18 protein-coding genes and 2 pseudogenes are annotated in these 16,809 nt (G+C 59.1%); 11 read left to right on the top strand and 9 right to left on the bottom strand.

Annotation, left to right across the window (positions count from 1 at the left end; genetic code table 11):
* Positions 1-86 precede the first annotated feature (86 nt).
* The 3 genes from AC1DQM_RS00100 to AC1DQM_RS00110 form a co-directional block, all read right to left on the bottom strand.
* A complete protein-coding gene (locus AC1DQM_RS00100) occupies positions 87-503 on the bottom strand; it encodes a RidA family protein (RefSeq protein ID WP_477745615.1) in 417 nt (138 codons plus the stop codon).
* Between the two features lie 24 nt (positions 504-527).
* Positions 528-1,838, bottom strand: a complete 1,311-nt coding sequence (locus tag AC1DQM_RS00105; RefSeq protein WP_086946176.1) for a flavin-containing monooxygenase — start codon at positions 1,836-1,838, stop codon at positions 528-530.
* Positions 1,839-2,497: 659 nt separating this feature from the next.
* The gene (locus AC1DQM_RS00110) at positions 2,498-3,292 is read right to left on the bottom strand and encodes an NAD(P)H-dependent oxidoreductase (protein WP_477745616.1); all 795 of its coding nucleotides are present in this window, start codon (positions 3,290-3,292) and stop codon (positions 2,498-2,500) included.
* Between the two features lie 86 nt (positions 3,293-3,378).
* Here AC1DQM_RS00110 and AC1DQM_RS00115 point away from each other — a divergent pair, with 86 nt between their 5' ends.
* From AC1DQM_RS00115 to AC1DQM_RS00135, 5 genes are all read left to right on the top strand, one after another.
* Positions 3,379-4,272 carry a LysR family transcriptional regulator gene (locus AC1DQM_RS00115; RefSeq protein WP_477745617.1) on the top strand — a complete coding sequence of 298 codons (894 nt, stop codon included), beginning with the start codon at positions 3,379-3,381 and terminating at the stop codon, positions 4,270-4,272.
* A gap of 232 nt (positions 4,273-4,504) precedes the next feature.
* The gene (locus AC1DQM_RS00120) at positions 4,505-5,293 is read left to right on the top strand and encodes a DeoR/GlpR family DNA-binding transcription regulator (RefSeq protein WP_064618439.1); all 789 of its coding nucleotides are present in this window, start codon (positions 4,505-4,507) and stop codon (positions 5,291-5,293) included.
* Positions 5,294-5,354: 61 nt separating this feature from the next.
* Positions 5,355-5,591, top strand: a complete 237-nt coding sequence (locus AC1DQM_RS00125; RefSeq protein ID WP_007942075.1) for a hypothetical protein — start codon at positions 5,355-5,357, stop codon at positions 5,589-5,591.
* Between the two features lie 123 nt (positions 5,592-5,714).
* Positions 5,715-5,939, top strand: a complete 225-nt coding sequence (locus AC1DQM_RS00130) for a hypothetical protein (RefSeq protein WP_081626573.1) — start codon at positions 5,715-5,717, stop codon at positions 5,937-5,939.
* A 58-nt stretch (positions 5,940-5,997) separates the two neighbouring features.
* Positions 5,998-6,396: a YfeK family protein gene (locus AC1DQM_RS00135; protein WP_064618435.1), complete on the top strand. Its 399-nt coding sequence runs from the start codon at positions 5,998-6,000 to the stop codon at positions 6,394-6,396.
* Between the two features lie 43 nt (positions 6,397-6,439).
* On the opposite strand, the gene AC1DQM_RS00140 is transcribed toward AC1DQM_RS00135, so the two are convergent.
* Complete coding sequence (locus tag AC1DQM_RS00140; protein ID WP_064618433.1) at positions 6,440-7,291, bottom strand: CAP domain-containing protein; 852 nt, start codon at positions 7,289-7,291, stop codon at positions 6,440-6,442.
* Between the two features lie 182 nt (positions 7,292-7,473).
* On the opposite strand from AC1DQM_RS00140, the gene AC1DQM_RS00145 reads away from it, so the two are divergent.
* Positions 7,474-8,094: a cell wall hydrolase gene (locus AC1DQM_RS00145; protein ID WP_064618431.1), complete on the top strand. Its 621-nt coding sequence runs from the start codon at positions 7,474-7,476 to the stop codon at positions 8,092-8,094.
* A 35-nt stretch (positions 8,095-8,129) separates the two neighbouring features.
* Here AC1DQM_RS00145 and AC1DQM_RS00150 read toward each other — a convergent pair whose 3' ends face one another.
* Entirely contained in the window at positions 8,130-9,476 is a 1,347-nt protein-coding gene (locus AC1DQM_RS00150) for a PAS domain S-box protein (protein WP_477745618.1), read from the bottom strand.
* Positions 9,477-9,993: 517 nt separating this feature from the next.
* On the opposite strand from AC1DQM_RS00150, the gene AC1DQM_RS00155 reads away from it, so the two are divergent.
* The 3 genes and pseudogenes from AC1DQM_RS00155 to AC1DQM_RS00165 all read left to right on the top strand — a co-directional run bounded on the left by AC1DQM_RS00155 (position 9,994) and on the right by AC1DQM_RS00165 (position 13,371).
* The gene (locus tag AC1DQM_RS00155) at positions 9,994-11,895 is read left to right on the top strand and encodes a potassium transporter Kup (protein WP_477745619.1); all 1,902 of its coding nucleotides are present in this window, start codon (positions 9,994-9,996) and stop codon (positions 11,893-11,895) included.
* A gap of 20 nt (positions 11,896-11,915) precedes the next feature.
* Positions 11,916-12,086, top strand: a pseudogene (locus AC1DQM_RS00160) (LysR family transcriptional regulator); the annotation flags it as partial.
* A 235-nt stretch (positions 12,087-12,321) separates the two neighbouring features.
* Positions 12,322-13,371 carry an alpha/beta hydrolase family protein gene (locus tag AC1DQM_RS00165; RefSeq protein WP_477745620.1) on the top strand — a complete coding sequence of 350 codons (1,050 nt, stop codon included), beginning with the start codon at positions 12,322-12,324 and terminating at the stop codon, positions 13,369-13,371.
* A 135-nt stretch (positions 13,372-13,506) separates the two neighbouring features.
* Here AC1DQM_RS00165 and AC1DQM_RS00170 read toward each other — a convergent pair whose 3' ends face one another.
* The gene (locus tag AC1DQM_RS00170; protein WP_018930247.1) at positions 13,507-13,668 is read right to left on the bottom strand and encodes a DUF2986 domain-containing protein; all 162 of its coding nucleotides are present in this window, start codon (positions 13,666-13,668) and stop codon (positions 13,507-13,509) included.
* A 228-nt stretch (positions 13,669-13,896) separates the two neighbouring features.
* Here AC1DQM_RS00170 and AC1DQM_RS00175 point away from each other — a divergent pair, with 228 nt between their 5' ends.
* The gene (locus tag AC1DQM_RS00175) at positions 13,897-14,619 is read left to right on the top strand and encodes a tetratricopeptide repeat protein (protein ID WP_477745621.1); all 723 of its coding nucleotides are present in this window, start codon (positions 13,897-13,899) and stop codon (positions 14,617-14,619) included.
* Positions 14,620-14,738: 119 nt separating this feature from the next.
* On the opposite strand, the gene AC1DQM_RS00180 is transcribed toward AC1DQM_RS00175, so the two are convergent.
* From AC1DQM_RS00180 to AC1DQM_RS00190, 3 genes and pseudogenes are all read right to left on the bottom strand, one after another.
* Positions 14,739-15,137 (bottom strand): hypothetical protein, encoded by a 399-nt coding sequence (locus tag AC1DQM_RS00180; protein WP_245220381.1) that lies wholly within the window; start codon positions 15,135-15,137, stop codon positions 14,739-14,741.
* Between the two features lie 227 nt (positions 15,138-15,364).
* A pseudogene (locus AC1DQM_RS00185) lies at positions 15,365-15,592 on the bottom strand (transposase); the annotation flags it as partial.
* Positions 15,593-15,955, bottom strand: coding sequence for a winged helix-turn-helix transcriptional regulator (locus AC1DQM_RS00190; RefSeq protein ID WP_018930252.1), 363 nt, complete (start codon positions 15,953-15,955; stop codon positions 15,593-15,595).
* A 112-nt stretch (positions 15,956-16,067) separates the two neighbouring features.
* On the opposite strand from AC1DQM_RS00190, the gene AC1DQM_RS00195 reads away from it, so the two are divergent.
* Complete coding sequence (locus tag AC1DQM_RS00195; protein WP_018930253.1) at positions 16,068-16,802, top strand: SDR family NAD(P)-dependent oxidoreductase; 735 nt, start codon at positions 16,068-16,070, stop codon at positions 16,800-16,802.
* Positions 16,803-16,809 lie beyond the last annotated feature (7 nt).

A 16,809-nucleotide genomic window follows, 5' to 3' on the forward strand; every position in this document is an offset into this window, starting at 1 on the left:
CTACAGATGATCAGGGTCGTTCATGAAACAGCGATCTACTGTAGGAGCGAAGCTTGCTCGCGAAAGCCGCGACTCGGTCTACCTGCTTACTCAGGAATCACCGCAATCACATCAATCTCCATCAGCCACTGCGGCTGCCCCAGTGCCGACACCACCAACCCGGTGGAAATCGGAAACACCCCTTTGAGCCACTTGCCCACTTCCCGATAAACCGGCTCGCGGTAACGCGGGTCAATCAAGTAAGTGGTGGTTTTGACGATGTGGCTGAGGTCGCTGCCAGCTTCCTCCAGCAACTGTTTGACGTTGCGCATGGCTTGCTCGGTTTGCGCACGCGGGTCGCCGAGGCCCACCAGGTTGCCTTCGAAATCGGTGCCGACCTGGCCGCGAACATAAACGGTGTTGCCGGCCCGCACGGCCTGGCACAGGTCATTCTCCAGGCTCTGGTTCGGGTAGGTTTCCTTGGTGTTGAACATGCGAATACGGGTATGGGTTGGCGTGGACATCTGAGGCTCCTGAAGAACTATTCGTTAAGCGCTGACGGTGGTTTTATGCGCGACGGGGGCGGTTTCAGCTTCGCGTTGCAGGGCATCGCGGTAGTCGTGGTATGAGCGCTGAATGGCGATCTGATCAGCCACGTACTTGGCGTCGTGCCAAACACCCCAGATGAACGAAGAGCCGCGACGCGATTGCCATGGCAGGCCGAGGAAATACACCCCAGGCTCGCTCGACACTCCGCGCTGATGCTGCGGCTTGCCGTTGTCGTCGAACGCGTTGACCTTCAGCCAGCTGTAATCCGTGGCAAACCCGGTGGCCCAGATGATCGACGTCACGCCAGCCTTGGCCAGGTCGAGTTCAAGAATCGGGTTAGTGACGCAATCCGGATCCGGGAAGGTATGCCTCGCCTCAGGTTCTTCCGGCAGGTCCAGGCCATTGCGCTCGACGTAGGCGTCGGCGGCATTGAGCAGCGCCAGATAGTTCTCATCGCCGCGTGCCAGGTTGTCGGCAAGGTTGGGCTGGAACGTCGCCACACTGCCATTGAACGATTGGGTCAGACCCACCAGCGTCATTCCGCGATGGGCCAGCCCACGGAAGTCCACCGTACGGCCACCATGGGCGCCGCTCACCGCGATGGTCACGTGTTCCCGGCCGGGTTTCATCGCGGCCTGATCCCACTCGCCGAGCACGCCCAGCCACCAGCAGAAATCACGGTTGCGATAGGCGCGAGGAGGGCGATCGTGCGCACCCACCGAGAGGTAAACCTGCTTGCCGGCACTCTGTAATTCATCGGCGATCTGCACCCCGGACGAGCCGGCGCCCACCACCAGCACAGCGCCTTCTGGCAGTTGCTGCGGGTTGCGGTATTCGGCGGAGTGGATCTGGGTGAATGGCTGATCTTTCGGCGCGATCGGCGGAATAACCGGGCGCTGAAAAGGTCCGGTGGCGGCCACTACGCGGTTGGCCTCGATCACGCCTTCGGAGGTTTCAATGGTGAAGCCTGGACGACCGACATTGCGCTCGACTTTCTTCACGTCCACGCCGGTGCGGATGGGGGCGTTGAACTTCTTCGCGTAGGCTTCGAAATAATCCGCGACCCGTTCTTTCGGGGCAAAGCTGTCGGGGCTGAGATCGTCGAACTCAAGGCCCGGAAACCGATCGTGCCAGGCCGGGCCGTTGGCCACCAGCGAATCCCAACGACCGCTGCGCCAGCGCTCGGCGATGCGGCTGCGCTCCAGTACGAGGTGAGGCACGCCGAGTTTGCTCAGGTGTTCACTCATGGCCACGCCAGCCTGACCGGCGCCCACAATCAGCGTATCTATTTTTGTTTTTTCAGTGGTCATCTCTATACCCATCGAAGTTGGAATCAGGTCGGTTGTGGCCTGCCATTTCTTGGGTCAAGACTAGGGATCACCCCTGGATCGGTAAAATATTATAAAGCTGGCATTTGAATACAAATTACCGATGTAGCGCCTGCAAAGATTGCGGGCGTGTTGGAGGCAGCGCGGAAGCCCGTCTCGCGGCGTTAGTATTTTTCCATTTACCCATCATTTCCCTTGAAAAAAATCAGTCTAAAAACCCCGACCCAGGCTTCGAATGGTTTGCTATTCTGAGGTTGTAGGTGAAGACGCAGACTGATGCGCAAAGGGATAGCGAGGAGGCGTGGGGCGCGCTCCCAAGGGTACACGGTTAGAAAGATCTCCGCGCTGAGATCCAGCCCTTATGCCGTGTGAGGCAGAACAGCCCAAAGCTAAAAATCCTGTTCTGTGAGAGGCCCGATAAACCTTGTAAGCCAGAGACCAGCGCTGGCCACCTACTCGATTTCCAAAGCCCGCCTTGTGCGGGCTTTTTCGTGTTCGCCTTAGCAGCTGTCGAGCTTGCGAGGCTGCGTTCGGCTGCGCAGCAGTCGTGAATCCGGCCGACGCGGTCTGCCTGACACACCGCGAGTTCTGGTTTGACGACTGCTTCGCAGCCGAACGCAGCCTCGCAGGCTCGACAGCTGCTACAACGAGTGTGTTGCCTGTTTGATGTGAGCCGCAAAGCCCGTCTGATCTGCAGCAATCTCATCACGCAATGTGAGTTGCGGAATGTCATACGCCCCTGAATTTTGCGGTCGGAACGCAATCGGCGCGGTTTCCCACAGGTCATCCAGCCGTTGGCCGAGCGCCTCACAAGTTGCTGAAAATCTCGCCTCATCCATTCGGCTGGTCCGATAGATCACGAACGGTGGCAGCACGTCGAAGCCGGGGTAGAACAGTACGCCGTGCTGGATCGGGAATAGCACATCGTCGATCGGCCCGTTGATGCCCCGTGGGCTGTAATGAGATTCCCAGCCACCCGTGGTGACGATCAGCATCGCCCGTTTGCCCGCCAGCGTGCCTTCCCCGTAACGGTCGCCCCAGCGCGCATCGGAATGCTCCCCTACGCCGTAGGCAAAACCATAGGCATAGACGCGTTCCACCCAGCCTTTGAGGATCGCCGGCATCGAGAACCACCACAGCGGAAACTGCAGGATGACGGTATCGGCCCAGAGCAGTTTTTCTTGTTCGAGGACGATGTCCTGGCGTTGCCGGCCTTCTTTGAAGGCACGCTTGGAGTCTTGCGACGGATCGAACCGTGCGTCGGCAGGCCGGCCGAAACTGTCATCGGCGTCCAGCGAGGTTTTCCAGTCCATCGCATACAAGTCGGAAACCTGTACCTGGTGGCCGGCAGCTTCCAGGCGTTTGACGGCAAAGTCCTTGAGCGAACCGTTTAACGATTTGGGTTCGGGATGGGCGTAAACGAGCAGAACATTCATGGGCTGAGTCTCCGTTGTCAGAAGCCAGCAGAATCAGGTCTTACCAGGTATATTGGAAATGAATAACCAATATGCCAGGTATTGTCATGAATAATCTGCGACGTCTGGACATCAACCTGCTGCTGACGCTTGATGTCCTGCTCTCGGAACACAACGTGACCCGTGCGGCGCAACGTCTGAATCTGTCGCAACCTTCGGTGAGCGTTCATCTCGCCAAATTGAGGGATATTTTCAACGATCCGCTGTTACTGCCAGGGCCACGGGGCATGCGGCCCACGGCTCGGGCGGATGAGTTGCGCGAGCCGTTGCGCCAGGCCCTGGAAGCCCTGGAGCGCGCGGTGTCGCCCGCCAACCCTTTCAACCCGGCCGAGGCACGGCAGACGTGGAATGTCATGGCGTCGGACTACGGCGAGTCGACCATCATCTTGCCCGCGTTGGCCGGGCTGCGTTCGGCGGCACCCGGCACGCGTTTGGCGGTGTTTGACCTGATGCCGTCACAACTGGCCAAACAAGCGGAGCAGGGCGCAATCGACCTGGCGTTTCATACCACCGAGGATGCTCCCCCAGGCTTGCGACGTCGTGCATTGTTTACCGAACGCTATGTGTTGGTGGGGCGTACTGGCCATCCGCTGTTGAGAAAGCGACCGACACTCGCGCAGTTCTGCGAACTCGACCACGTCATCGTATCCCGGGATGGCGGAGGCTTTCAGGGTGTCACCGATCAGGCGCTTTCCCAGCTGGGCATGACGCGCCGAGTGGTGCTTTCGCTCCCCCATTTTCTGTTTGTCCCGTCGGTGGTGGAGAGCACCGACATGGTCGCGATGCTGCCAGCGCGCCTGGTTCGCGATACGCACGCCTTGACCATGGTCGAGCCCCCGCTTGAAGTGCCGGGATACGAGATGTCGATGCTCTGGCCCGAGCGCTGTCACCGCGACCCTGGGCATCAATGGTTGCGTGAGTTCATCGTGAGTGCCTTGTGATGGGTATCAATCAAACACAATCCCTTGTGGGAGCGCCTGTGGCGAGGGGGCTTGCCCCCGTTGGGCTGCGAAGCAGCCCCAAAATTTCTGATGCACCAAAGATCTTGTGAGTGCTACGCACTCAAACGGGGGCAAGCCCCCTCGCCACAGGCGCTCCCAGAGAGGTTCCGCGCCTTGTGTTCATTGAGGTGTTTGGCTAATCTCGCACAAACACGCAAAAACAGGCATAACCATGCAAGCCGAGCATTCCTCCGCCGAACTCCCCCAACTGCGCCGCCAAAAAATCCTGCTGATCCTCGAACGTGACGGCAAGGTCATGGCTTCCGAGCTGAGTCAGCATTTCGCCGTGTCCGAGGACACCATTCGCCGGGACCTGTCGGAGCTGGCCAGTGCCGGGCTGGTGCAGCGGGTGCACGGCGGGGCGTTGCCGCGGCCCAAGGACACGGGCAAGGATTACTTCACTCGGGTCAGCGAAACCGACGAGGTGAAAACCCGGTTGGCGCAGCTCGCCGCGCGCCGGGTCAAGGACGGCCAGATCGTGATGTTCGATTCCGGGAGCACCACGCTGCAGATCGCACGCTCGCTGCCTTCCGACATTGTCATCACGGCCGTCACCGCGTCGCCGATGATTGCGATCACGCTGGCCGAATACAAAGGCATCACGGTGATCGTCGCCGGTGGTCAGCTCAACCCTGCGACGATGTCTTCCAGCGGGCATGAAACCCTGCGATTGATCGAGGGCATCAAGGCCGACCTGGTGTTCACCGGGGTCTGTGCCATTCATCCGGAAGTCGGCCTCAGCTCGCTGCATTTCGATGAAGTGCCGGTGAAGCAGGCGATGCTCGCCAGCGCCTCCCACGTGATTGCCGTGACCACCGCGGACAAACTGGGTGCCGTGGAGCCCTTTGTGGTTGCGCCTTGTGCCCGTGTGCACACGCTGATCACCGAACGTCATGTGGCCTCGGGCAATCTCGAGGACTATCAAAGACTGGGGATCGAGGTGGTGCAGGCAGACGCCTGAGCGTCATCGCGCCCGGCGCTGCATGGGTTACGCTGATAGCAACGACGGGAGGAATGCAGTCATGACTGAGCGTCATATAACCCACTCGGAAACGCTGTCGAACGGATGCACGATTGAGGTCAAAGCCGAGATATTGAGAGACGGTTCGCTGAAGATGTTCATGGGGGTCTATTGGCCGGACGGCTCGGCCATTGTCGAGGACAAGCACCCCTCGCCGCATCTGCTGGACATGGAAGCGGCGATGGAGTGGGCCATCGAAAAAGCCAAAACCATCGGTAACAGCCAGAGAACGCTGTAAGGCCCGGTGATAACGGAATCATTGACCGGCTTGAGGGTCGTAATTATGGGTTTGAACGCACTGCGATCGATTCGCCGCTAGCGTCACCTCATCCCCGTAGTTCTGACCTTTTAGGACGTTAAAATGAAGCGCACCGCGATAATGACCCTGGCCATTGCAAGTACTCTCCTGCTGGGAGGTTGCTTTCCTTACTGGGAAGAGGGAGACAGGTACGATCGGGATCACCGTGAATACCGTCGCGACCATGATCGTGGCTATTATTACCGTGATGATCGTGGGTATGACCGGGATTATGATCGTCGTGATGATCGCCGTCGGCACCGCGACCATGACGACCGAGACGATTGACCTGTCTCTGCCCAGCTCCAGAGCGGCCATCACCGCTCTGATCTCCTGAGGAATAATCATGCGAAGGCTGACTGGGCATATTGTTGCACCCCTCACTCAATGGCTGACGGCGGCAGGTATCGGCCTGACTGCCGTGGTGTTCAATGCACAGGCACAAATCCCACCTCAAGCCACTCAGGAAATAAACAGCTTGCTGGACTTTGTCGAGCACAGTGAATGCCGGTTTGTGCGCAACGGAAGCGAATACGGCGGCCCTCAAGCCCGGGCGCATCTGGAGAAGAAGCTGGAGTACCTTGAAGAACAGGACAGGGTGAACAGCGCCGAAGACTTTATTGAGCTGGCGGCCACCCAAAGCAGCATGAGTGGCCGCGCCTATGAAGTGCGCTGTCCGGCAGGCATACAACCGGCCAACCTCTGGTTGAAGACCGAGCTACAGCGGCAACGGCAACGTCATTGATGGTGTCTTGATGCGCTAGCGCAGCACAATCAAGCAGCCGCCTTTACGGCGTGCCAAACATCGCCGTCCAGTAAATACCCGCGTCACTCTTCGGGTCCACCGCATAGGCTGCACCCAATTCGCGAAATTGTGGGTTCATCAGGTTGGCGCAATGCCCCGGGCTGGCCAGCCAACCATCGACCACCTTGCGCACTGTGTCCTGCCCGGCGGCGATGTTCTCACCGACCTGCTGGCCGGCGTACCCCGCCAGTTCAGCCCGATCACCCGGCGTGCGGCCGTCGCGGTCCTTGTGATCGAAAAAGTTTTGGTTGGCCATGGCCCGGCTGTGGCCCTCGGCGGCTGATCCCAGCGTGGCGTTCCAGACCATCGGCGTGGTGGCGGCGAAGGATTGGGTACCGCACTGGCGCGCTTGCGTGCGGGCGCTGTTCATCGCTTCAAGGAGTTTCTGTCCCTCCGCCTGCCAGTCGCCCAAGCGCCCCGTCAACAGCGGGCGCGCCAGCACGATGCGCCACTCGCGGCCCTCCCGGCTGACGCCGATATCGACAAATTGCGGGTCCAGCACCACCCGGCAGAAGCTCTCCTGAATCGCCTTCATCGCGGCGGGCGCATCACGCGGGCCGGACAAGCTGATTGCCTGCACATTAACCATCGGGTACGCCGCGCGGGCCAGTGCCTGCTGCAGGTCGCCGATGCTGTTGGCGGACAGCACCAGGCGCGGATCGCTGGCCAGCGGTGGTAACTCCGAAGACGCCTGTCCGGCACAGCGCTGTACCTGGCTGCGGTAAACGTTGATCGACTCTACCAGCTGTTGTTCATCGGCCGCCGATGCGATGACGCTGAATACCAACCCGAATGACAACACGCCAAGATGCAAAACGGATGACAGGCTGAGCATGTAAATCTCCCTTGAACGATCTGTACCCATGATGCGCGATGTCCCCCCTCCCAATGCAATGCCTTTTCGCGCTCAAATGCAGTTTATTGCCTGCCTGTCGGTATGAATTCCGGCTACTACAATCAACCCAGGTCTGCGATCGTTTCGTTGCTCACGAAGGTTTCAATCAGAAGGGTCGGAACATGCGATTCAAAGGGGTAGCCACCTGCTTCGCAATCAGCCTTCTGTGCGGCCAGGTGTGGGCAACCGACCAGGAGCAAAAAAAGGAAGTGGCCGAAGAAAAGGCGCAGGTTCTGGAGCAGAAAGCGGCAGAGAAGGGTAGCGAAGCTCCGGTGCCCAAATCCGAGGTCATCACCCCCTCCGAAGCGCAGGCGGTCGATCCGGCGGGCACGGCGCCGCTGGAGGATGCCATTACGTGCCTTGCACGCAGTATCTACTGGGAAGCCAAAGGGGTGACTGCTGCCGACATGGAAGGCGTCGCCAGCGTGGTCATGAACCGGCTGGGTCACGAAGGTTTTCCGGATACGGTGTGCGCCGTGGTCAAGCAAGGTTCCGAAAAGCATGCCTGCCAGTTTTCCTGGTGGTGCGACGGGCGTGCGGATCAGGTAAAGGAAGACGACGAATATGCCATCGCCAAGGAGATCGCGCGCAAGGCACTCAACAAGCAACTGACGGACCGCACCCACGGTGCCTTGTATTTCCACGACAGAACGGTGAAACCCGACTGGGCGAAGCAGTACATCAAGACGGGCGAGACCCGGAAGTTTCTGTTCTATAAACCTGGTGGCGGAACGGCAAAGTAGGTGCGAATCGCTTCGCACCATCTGGAGCCAACCCTCTACTGGCCGCTTATGCTACGGGAGGGAAACGCTACGGTGATGGTCAGCCCCTCGCGCTTCCAGTCACGGCGGATTTCGCCGTGAAGCTGGCCATGCACGGTCGCTTTGGCGAGAAGGGTGCCGAACCCGGTGCTGTCGGGCTCCCGGTCAATGAGCGGGCCATTCCTTTCGCTCCAGACCACGGTGAATACCTCCTCACTCTCTCTACAGGCAATATCCAAAAGCCCTTCAGGCAAAGAGAGCGCCCCATATTTCGCGGCGTTGGTTGCAAACTCATGCAACAGCAAAGCGAAGCTGGTGACTGATGCACCGTCAATCGTTATGTCAGGGCCGGTCACGACGGCGCGTGACTGGCTGTTATCCCCGCTATCGGCATAAGGCGCGAGAATGGTTTGAATGAGGGCATGCAATGTCGTTGGCTGCTCGTTACTCAAACCGTGCGGTATGGTCAGGGTATGGGCTCGCGCCAATGCGTTCAGCCGTGCGCAAACGGCGGAGGCGAGTTCACCGGGGGTCGTTGCCGAACGGGCGCTCAGTGAGACCACGCTGTTCGCCAGGGTGAACAGGTTTTTCACCCGGTGATCCATCTCTCTGATGAGCAGGCTCTTTTGTTCTTCCGCCTGTCGTCGCTCGGTGATATCGCGAGCGATTTTGGCCGCTCCGACAATACGGCCTTGCCGATTTCTGATGGGGGAGACGGCGAGAGAGATCTCGACCAGGCTGCCGTCTTTGCGCCGCCGGAGGGTTTCATAGTGTTCGATGCGCTCGCCTCGACGGATGCGCGCCAAAATGCCGGGTTCCTCATCCCGCCGATCCAGGGGGATGAGCATATCAATGGGTTGGCCGACCGCTTCCTCGGCCGTGTAACCGAAGAGTCGCTGGGCGCCAGCGTTCCAGTTGGTAATCGTGCCGTTCAGGTCTTTGGCGATGATCGCGTCGGCGGACGATTCGACCAGCGCGTCATGGATCAGCGCGGCTTTGTCGGCGACGGTTTGGTCAGTCAGATCGATCAGCATGTTAACGGCGCCTATCAGGCTGCCTTCTGCATCGAAGATCGGCGAGGGGCACGCCAGAAAACGAACGCGTGTGCCATCCGGACGCTCGGCGATGGCTTCAATCCCTCTGACAGGACGTTGTTCCTTCAATGCCATGGACATGGGGCATTCATCGTGGGGCAGCGGCGTGCCGTCAGGCCAATAGAGCTTCCAGGAGCCGCAAAAGGTGCTCTCCCCAAGCGTCGGGGTCACTCCCCACAGTGCCACCGCTGCACGGTTGTAAAAGGTGATCAGACCCTTGGCATCGGTGGTGTAGATGGCCTCGGGCAGTGCCTCAAGGACATCGCTCAACCCCAGGTCATGAAGGGACGGGGAGGTTTGCTCGCTACCTTCTGAGGGTGTACAGGTAGGTCCAATAGCGGTGTCGTCCTCATGGACAGGCCCTTGGCTCATTCGCAAACTCCATGCTGGTGGTGCCTTGGCACTCGATTCAGGTGATTCGGGTTGAAACACAGGATATAGCGATGTGGCGAGGTCCCGGAAAGAACCTTGCCTCTAATTAAGGACTATTTTTGGTCGCGCACAAGAAGCTTGATCGAAATTCGCTCGCTGCTGCCCGTACATTTTTACGCTTTCTTTACGGTAGGTGTTTTCCCTTGCGAGGATACTTGCCGCGTTTTTTTGATCGTCGACAGGCCTGCAAACTCTCCAGGTCGCTTGAACGAACGGCATGACACCCATGGACTAATCTCATTATCAAGCCGTGGGGTTTCAAGGCTGAGTTCCAATGTTTGCCCGGTAGCCCCGCAAACCCTCTTGCTCGAAGGTGGCATGCCATTTATTTCCTTCAATCTCAGAGAAGCTACCCGTGAGCGAAACAGCGATCCCCGCCCATGAAAACTCCCACGCCAAAACATCAGGAGTGGGCTTGCTCGTCGCCGCGGTCGGCGTGGTTTATGGGGACATTGGTACCAGCCCGCTTTACACCCTCAAGGAAGTGTTCGCCGGCCACTATGGCGTCCAGGCCAATCAGGACGGTGTACTGGGCATTCTGTCGTTGATTTTCTGGTCGCTGATCTGGGTCGTCTCGATCAAGTACGTGCTGTTTATCCTGCGCGCCAACAACCAGGGCGAGGGCGGCATCATGGCCTTGACGGCACTGGCACGCCGGGCCTCGGCGCCTTATCCGAAAATGAGCCGGAACCTGGTGTTGCTCGGGCTGTTTGGCGCGGCACTGTTTTACGGGGACAGTATGATCACCCCGGCCATTTCGGTGCTCTCCGCGGTTGAAGGTCTGCAACTTGCGTTCGAGGGCATTGGGCATTGGGTCGTTCCGCTGTCCGTTATCGTCCTGGTAGCACTGTTCCTGATCCAGAAACATGGCACGGCACGTATCGGCATCCTGTTCGGCCCGGTCATGGTGCTGTGGTTCGTGGTGTTGGGCATTCTCGGTACATTCGGCATTCTGCAACGCCCGGAAGTGCTGCAAGCGCTCAATCCTGCTTGGGCGGTGCGATTCTTCGTGGTTCATCCGGGCATTGGCATCGCCATTCTGGGCGCCGTGGTATTGGCATTGACCGGTGCTGAAGCGCTGTATGCCGACATGGGCCATTTCGGTCGCAAACCGATTGCCCGTGCCTGGTTCATGCTGGTGCTGCCTGGCCTGGTGCTCAATTACTTTGGCCAGGGGGCGTTGATCCTCGGGAACCCGGAAGCGGTACGCAACCCATTCTATCTATTGGCACCCGACTGGGCGCTGCTGCCGATGGTCGCGCTGTCGACACTGGCCACCATCATCGCCTCCCAGGCGGTGATTTCCGGGGCGTTCTCACTGACTCGCCAGGCTATTCAGCTGGGTTACGTGCCGCGTATGTTTATCCAGCACACCTCCAGTCAGGAGCAGGGGCAGATTTACATCGGCCTCGTGAACTGGGCGCTGATGGTCGGCGTCGTGTTGCTGGTCATCGGCTTCGAGTCGTCCAGTGCGCTGGCAGCGGCGTATGGCGTGGCGGTGACGGGGACCATGTTGATCACGACCATCCTGTCCTCGGCCGTGGTCCTGCTGCTGTGGAAAACACCGCGCTGGCTGGCGATTCCGATGCTGTTGGGTTTTCTCGTGGTCGACAGCCTGTACTTCGCCGCCAACATATCGAAGATCTTCCAGGGCGGTGCGTTCCCGGTAATCGCCGGTATTGCCCTGTTCGTTTTGATGACCACCTGGAAGCGCGGCCGCAAGATCATTGTCGAGCGACTGGACGAAACCGCTCTGCCGCTGCCGTTGTTCATCAGCAGCATTCGCGCGCAACCACCCCATCGTGTGCAAGGTACCGCGGTATTTCTGACGGCCAGATCCGATGCCGTTCCCCATGCGCTGTTGCACAACCTGTTGCACAACCAGGTGCTGCACGAGCAGGTGGTGTTGCTCACCGTGGTGTCTGAAGACCGCCCGCGTGTGCCTGCGGATCAGCGGTTCGAGATCGAGTCTTTTGGCGAAGGGTTCTTCCGGGTCAGTCTGCACTTCGGTTTTATAGAGGAGCCCGATGTGCCGCTGGCGTTGAGTCTGTGCCATTTGAAAGAGCTGGATTTCAGTCCGATGCGCACCACCTATTTCCTCAGCCGCGAGACGGTCGTCCCGACCAAGCGTATCGGCATGGCCCGTTGGCGCGAGACCCTGTTCGCGTTCTTGCTGAAGAACGCCAACAGCAACCTCAAATACTTCAATTTGCCGCTCAATCGTGTGATTGAGCTGGGTACGCAGGTTGAGATGTAGCGACTCATCCCTGTGGGAGCGGCGGTGCGCTGCTCCCACAGGTAGACCTCGCCGATGGCACGCTGCGCAGAGTCTTGCCGCTGTGGCAGGCTCCGCCCGTCTCGGTTTATGCCCTCACCGAGACGCGACTGTTACCGGCGAAAACCCAACGGTTCATCGAGTTTCTGCGTGAGAAATTGCAGGATGCTTAGCGGGTGGTGACTGCCTTCCACTAGGCAAGACCCGCGGGAAAGCGGACGTTCAGCCTTCTCTCTAAAAGACCGCGAACAGAGTTAACGATGAAATTTATGCCCGTGGATTCGATTGTGGGCTTTAATGTCCGTGCTCACTATGCAGCCACGTTAGCTTCGACTCTGTACGAAGGTGGATGCGCCTGACGGCGGATTCAGGTTGCTGTGCACTTGTCCAATCAAGGAAGAAACGACATTGAAAATAGCTTTTGGCGCCCTGTTGTTGATCTGCCTGACTACTCTCGCACTCGCTGACGAGAACCCTGTCGGCTTCCAATCTTCCACACTGCCGGACCCGCACAGTGACCGCTCACTGGAGATGGTCGTTTGGTACCCCAGTGCGACTACCGCCGCCACGCAATTGATCGGCGATGATGTGGTGTTTGTCGGTGCTTCTGCCGTTCGTAACGCGCCGCCCGCTGCTGGCAAGCATCCCTTGTTGGTGCTCTCCCACGGATACAGGGGGAACTGGAGCAACCAGATCTGGCTTGCCAGTGCTCTGGCTCATAGGGGGTACATCGTCGCCGCAATCAATCACCCTGGCACCACCACTCATGACCGTAGCCCTCAAGCTGCGGCGCAGTTATGGCAGCGCCCGGTTGATTTACGCCGAGCCATAGATGCGGTCACGACTCAACCAGAAAAATTCGGCTTGGTCGCCAATGACCGAATTGCAGTAGTGGGCCATTCACTCGGCGGCTGGACCGCCCTGGAGATCGCCGGTGCTCGTTTCGATCCAGACCGCTTCGCCCTTGACTGCAAAGCTCACCCGCAGTTAGCGAGTTGCACCGTCTACGAAACGATAAACCCTTCAAGCACCTCAAAATCAAAGGCCGCGTTGGCCGCCGATTTGCGCGATAAACGCGTCTCTGCTGTGGTCACATTGGACCTGGGCCTTTCACGGGGCCTGACCGATGAAAGCCTGGCGGCGCTGCCGGTACCAACGCTGGTGATCGCTGCCGGTGTACCGTCGCGCGAGCTTCCTGCTGAGTTGGAGTCTGCCAACCTGGCCAAACGCTTGCCTGCGGCGACAAGCCGTTACGTCGAAATCAGCGACGCAAGCCATTTCAGCTTCTTGTCGATGTGCAAACCTGGCGCGCAGAAACTGCTCGAAGAAGATGTACCAGGCGATGGCATCATTTGCCTGGATGGCGACGGCGGTCGCTCACGTGGGGTGATTCAGCAGCAGATCACATCGCTGATAGCAGAGTTTCTTCAGTCATCCTACAAAGAAGCAAGTTTGTAAACTCATGGTGCGGGAACTGCTGCAGCTCAACAAAAAACCGCTGTAGCAGTTTTGGCGTCCGCGCGATCTGTCAGATCGGTTGGGCAGGGAAGTGGGCTCTGGGGCGGAAGCGGTCGGTCGCGAAGGCTAGGTAGATCAGCTCTCAGCGCAAGTGATTGAGTCCTGACCGGCTTCAGCCGCCAGCTTCAATCGGTCAGCTTTACTAATGTATTTAGTCTTGCTTTTCGGTGCCAGTTTGGCGCTGGCCTTTTTGGCGTTAGCCTTTAATAACTGATTTATTTTTTTACGACGATTCATATTTTCTGCTCGGTTTGTCAGTGCTTGAATGATACCAGCTTAAAATTTCAGGTAAAAATTGATACCGGTGCGGCGGCCTGCGAATTCCACTCCGTCCGCAATGGCCGTTGCGGCGGGAACTTCAGGGTACTGGTCAGGTCAATGGGGGCCCTGTGTCGCAGATGCCGAGCAGTGCTGGTGGCCTGTTTTACGACAGTGCCGTCCGAGATCAGCTGAGTCCGCCCCCTGATGCCAACCAAGATTTCTCTGCCGAGCCTCCTCCTGGCGTTCTGCGCCGTCACGTCGCTTTGTTCGGTTGCTGCCGAGCGAAGGGCGCCCTCGCAAAGCAACAGCGCATCAACCACCCTGATCGAAACCGCATCGCGGCAGTATGGAGATGGCCAGTTGGACCAAGCCGCTGCCACGCTGGAGCGTGCTCTGCATATCCAGCCGAACAATCCCGCGACGCTGCATTATCTCGGTGTGTTGCGTCTTCAGCAGGGGCAGTACCAACAGGCTGAAACGTTGGCGGTGCGCTCGAACATGAGAGTTGGTAGCAACGTAGCGTTACGCAACCGCAACTTCCAATTGATCCAGGCGGCGCAGCAGGCCACCGCATCGAGCACCTCACCCAACGCCAAAGAGGACCAGGTCGCAGTACAGAAGGGGCTTGAAGAGGAGGCCCAAAGGCTGCGCGAAGCAGAAATGGCCGCTGCTGAACAAGCCGCTCCGGATACTGGGCGCGATGCTGGCAACTTCGCTCGCGCAATGCCCGAAGGAGAGTTGCAATCGGCTTCCGCCGAGCCAGCGCCCGCGTACGATGGAGTTGAGATTCCCCGCGGCCATTGGCCGCCTCCGGGTAAATGCCGAATCTGGTTTCCTGATCGTCCGCCCGGGCATCAGCCCCCACCGGGCAAATGCAAGAAGCTACGGCATCGGGTTCCGTTGGGAGCCTATCTGGTACACGGATGAGTTTCTGAGTGTCTTCTGGCGGGTCGGCGACGGTCCAGCTTCGACCGTCGCGTCACATCAATTGTCAGACTTCCGTCTGTTCCGCCATTCCCAAGGCATCATCGATATCTATTCTCAGGCTAGCGACGATAGTAGCGGTGATCGTCCTCGTAGCGGTGCCGCATGGGCCGATCATCGTGGCGCTCCCAATAACGATGGCGTTCAGCTTCTCGACGGGCTTGCTCTCTGCGCCACTGTTCTCTACGCCATTCGTCTCGGCGCCAATCGTCTCTACGATCGTGCCAACGGCCGTCATGCCAGTATCGGTCGTCATGGGCCAGCAAGGGGCCTGGCTGTTTGCCGGCCGTACTGGCCAAGGTTGGCCAAGGGTTACCGGCGGCCTCGACCGGAGCCTGAACGGCTGCCACTTCAGTTGCGAAAACAGGGGTTGAGGTCTTCATTTGTGTTGCTGATGCGGAGCCCATTGCCGCGAACGCGAACAGGCCGAAGAGCACCATCCGTGGGTCATGGAATTTCATGAGCGAAGACAACCTCTGATTGACAATGGACGTGTGGCCATCTGACTGCGGGAAGCCTGCGAGGTCGCGCTTACCGAGGATGTGCCTGTCCACATAGACCGATAAAAAGAGAAAAGTTCTAGGACCCCGCGGCTTAAATAGCCGACGACCTCATTGTTCGGCTTCTTTGAGGTTTGTTATCTAGTGGATTGGGTTAATTTGAGATTTATTACTTGGTGCAGGCGCACCTATCCCGTGACCGGTGGCCCTTGCGGTAAAAGTTTGGCCAGCCGGCGCAGGTTCTGCACTGCGGCGGCCAGCGTGAACTCATCGGTTGCGCCACTCATGCCACGTAGTCGTAAACGATCCACTTTCAAGATGCGCTTGAGGTGGGCAAACGACATTTCAAGATTCTTGCGTTCGTGGCGAGAGCGCATGTACTCCGGTGTCGCTGCAATATGCCGAGCCACATCCCGCTAGGGCAGCGTGTCGCGCTTGGCGAAGATGCTTGCCACTTCCGCCATGTTCTCGGTTCCCCAGGTGCACAGCGGGATGATCGCGTCAGCCAGGCTGCGACCGAGCGGGGTCAGCGTGTAATCCACGCGCGGCGGCACTTCCTTGTAGTCGGTCCGCGCCAGCACGTGATCGGCCTCCAAATCCTTCAATTGCTGGATCAGCACCTTGTCACTGACGCCAGGGATCAAACGCTTGAGTTCGCCATAGCGCTTTGGGCCGTCGCGCAGGAAAAACAGGACCAGCGGTTTCCACTTGCCCGAGATGATGCGCAGCGTGGCGTTGAGCCCGCAGCCGGGGTCGCAGGTTTCAGAAGGTGTGGTCATATTGGGTACTTACCTAAAAGTGCATACTTGTCGTTAGGTTATTAGATCCGCATAGTCGTTCTCAAGCAAGCAGCTCCCTGCTTCCATACAACGCTTAGGAAGGATGTACGACATGACCAGACTGAATGGAAAGACCGCTGTGATCACCGGTGGCGCTACGGGCATCGGCCTCGCCGCTGCAAAACGCTTCATCGAGGAGGGCGCCTTCGTCTTCATCTTTGGCCGCCGGCAGGAAGCGCTTGACGCCGCTGTGGCCGAACTTGGGCCCAATGCCCGCGCGGTGAAGGGCTCGGTCTCCGATGAGGCCGACCTCGACCGACTCTACGCGGCGGTGAAGGCCGAGCGCGGAACCCTCGACATCGTTTTCGCCAATGCCGGGGCGGGAGGCCCGCTTCCGCTCGGCAAGCTCACTGCCGAGCACATTGACGAAACCTTCGAAACCAATGTGAAGGGGACGATCTTCACGGTCCAGAAGGCGCTGCCGCTGATGGGCCAGGGCGGTTCGATCATTCTGACCGGGTCGAGCGCCGGCACCACGGGCGCCCCGGCATTCAGCGTCTACAGCGCGAGCAAGGCGGCAGTGCGCAACCTCGCGCGGACCTGGGCGGAGGACTTGAAGGGCACCGGCATCCGGGTAAACGTGCTGTCGCCCGGGCCGACGGCGACCGAACTCGCGAAGGCAGCGCTAGGCGAGGAGGGCATGAAGGTCTTCGCCTCGATGAATCCGCTCCAGCGCATGGCCGATCCAGCGGAGATCGGAGCGGTGGCTGCCTTTCTCGCGTCGCAGGACAGCAGCTTCATGACCGCCAGCGAGGTCGCCGTCGACGGCGGCCTGGCGCAAATCTGACTCGCCA

This window comes from Pseudomonas sp. 01L34 (assembly GCF_056400265.1).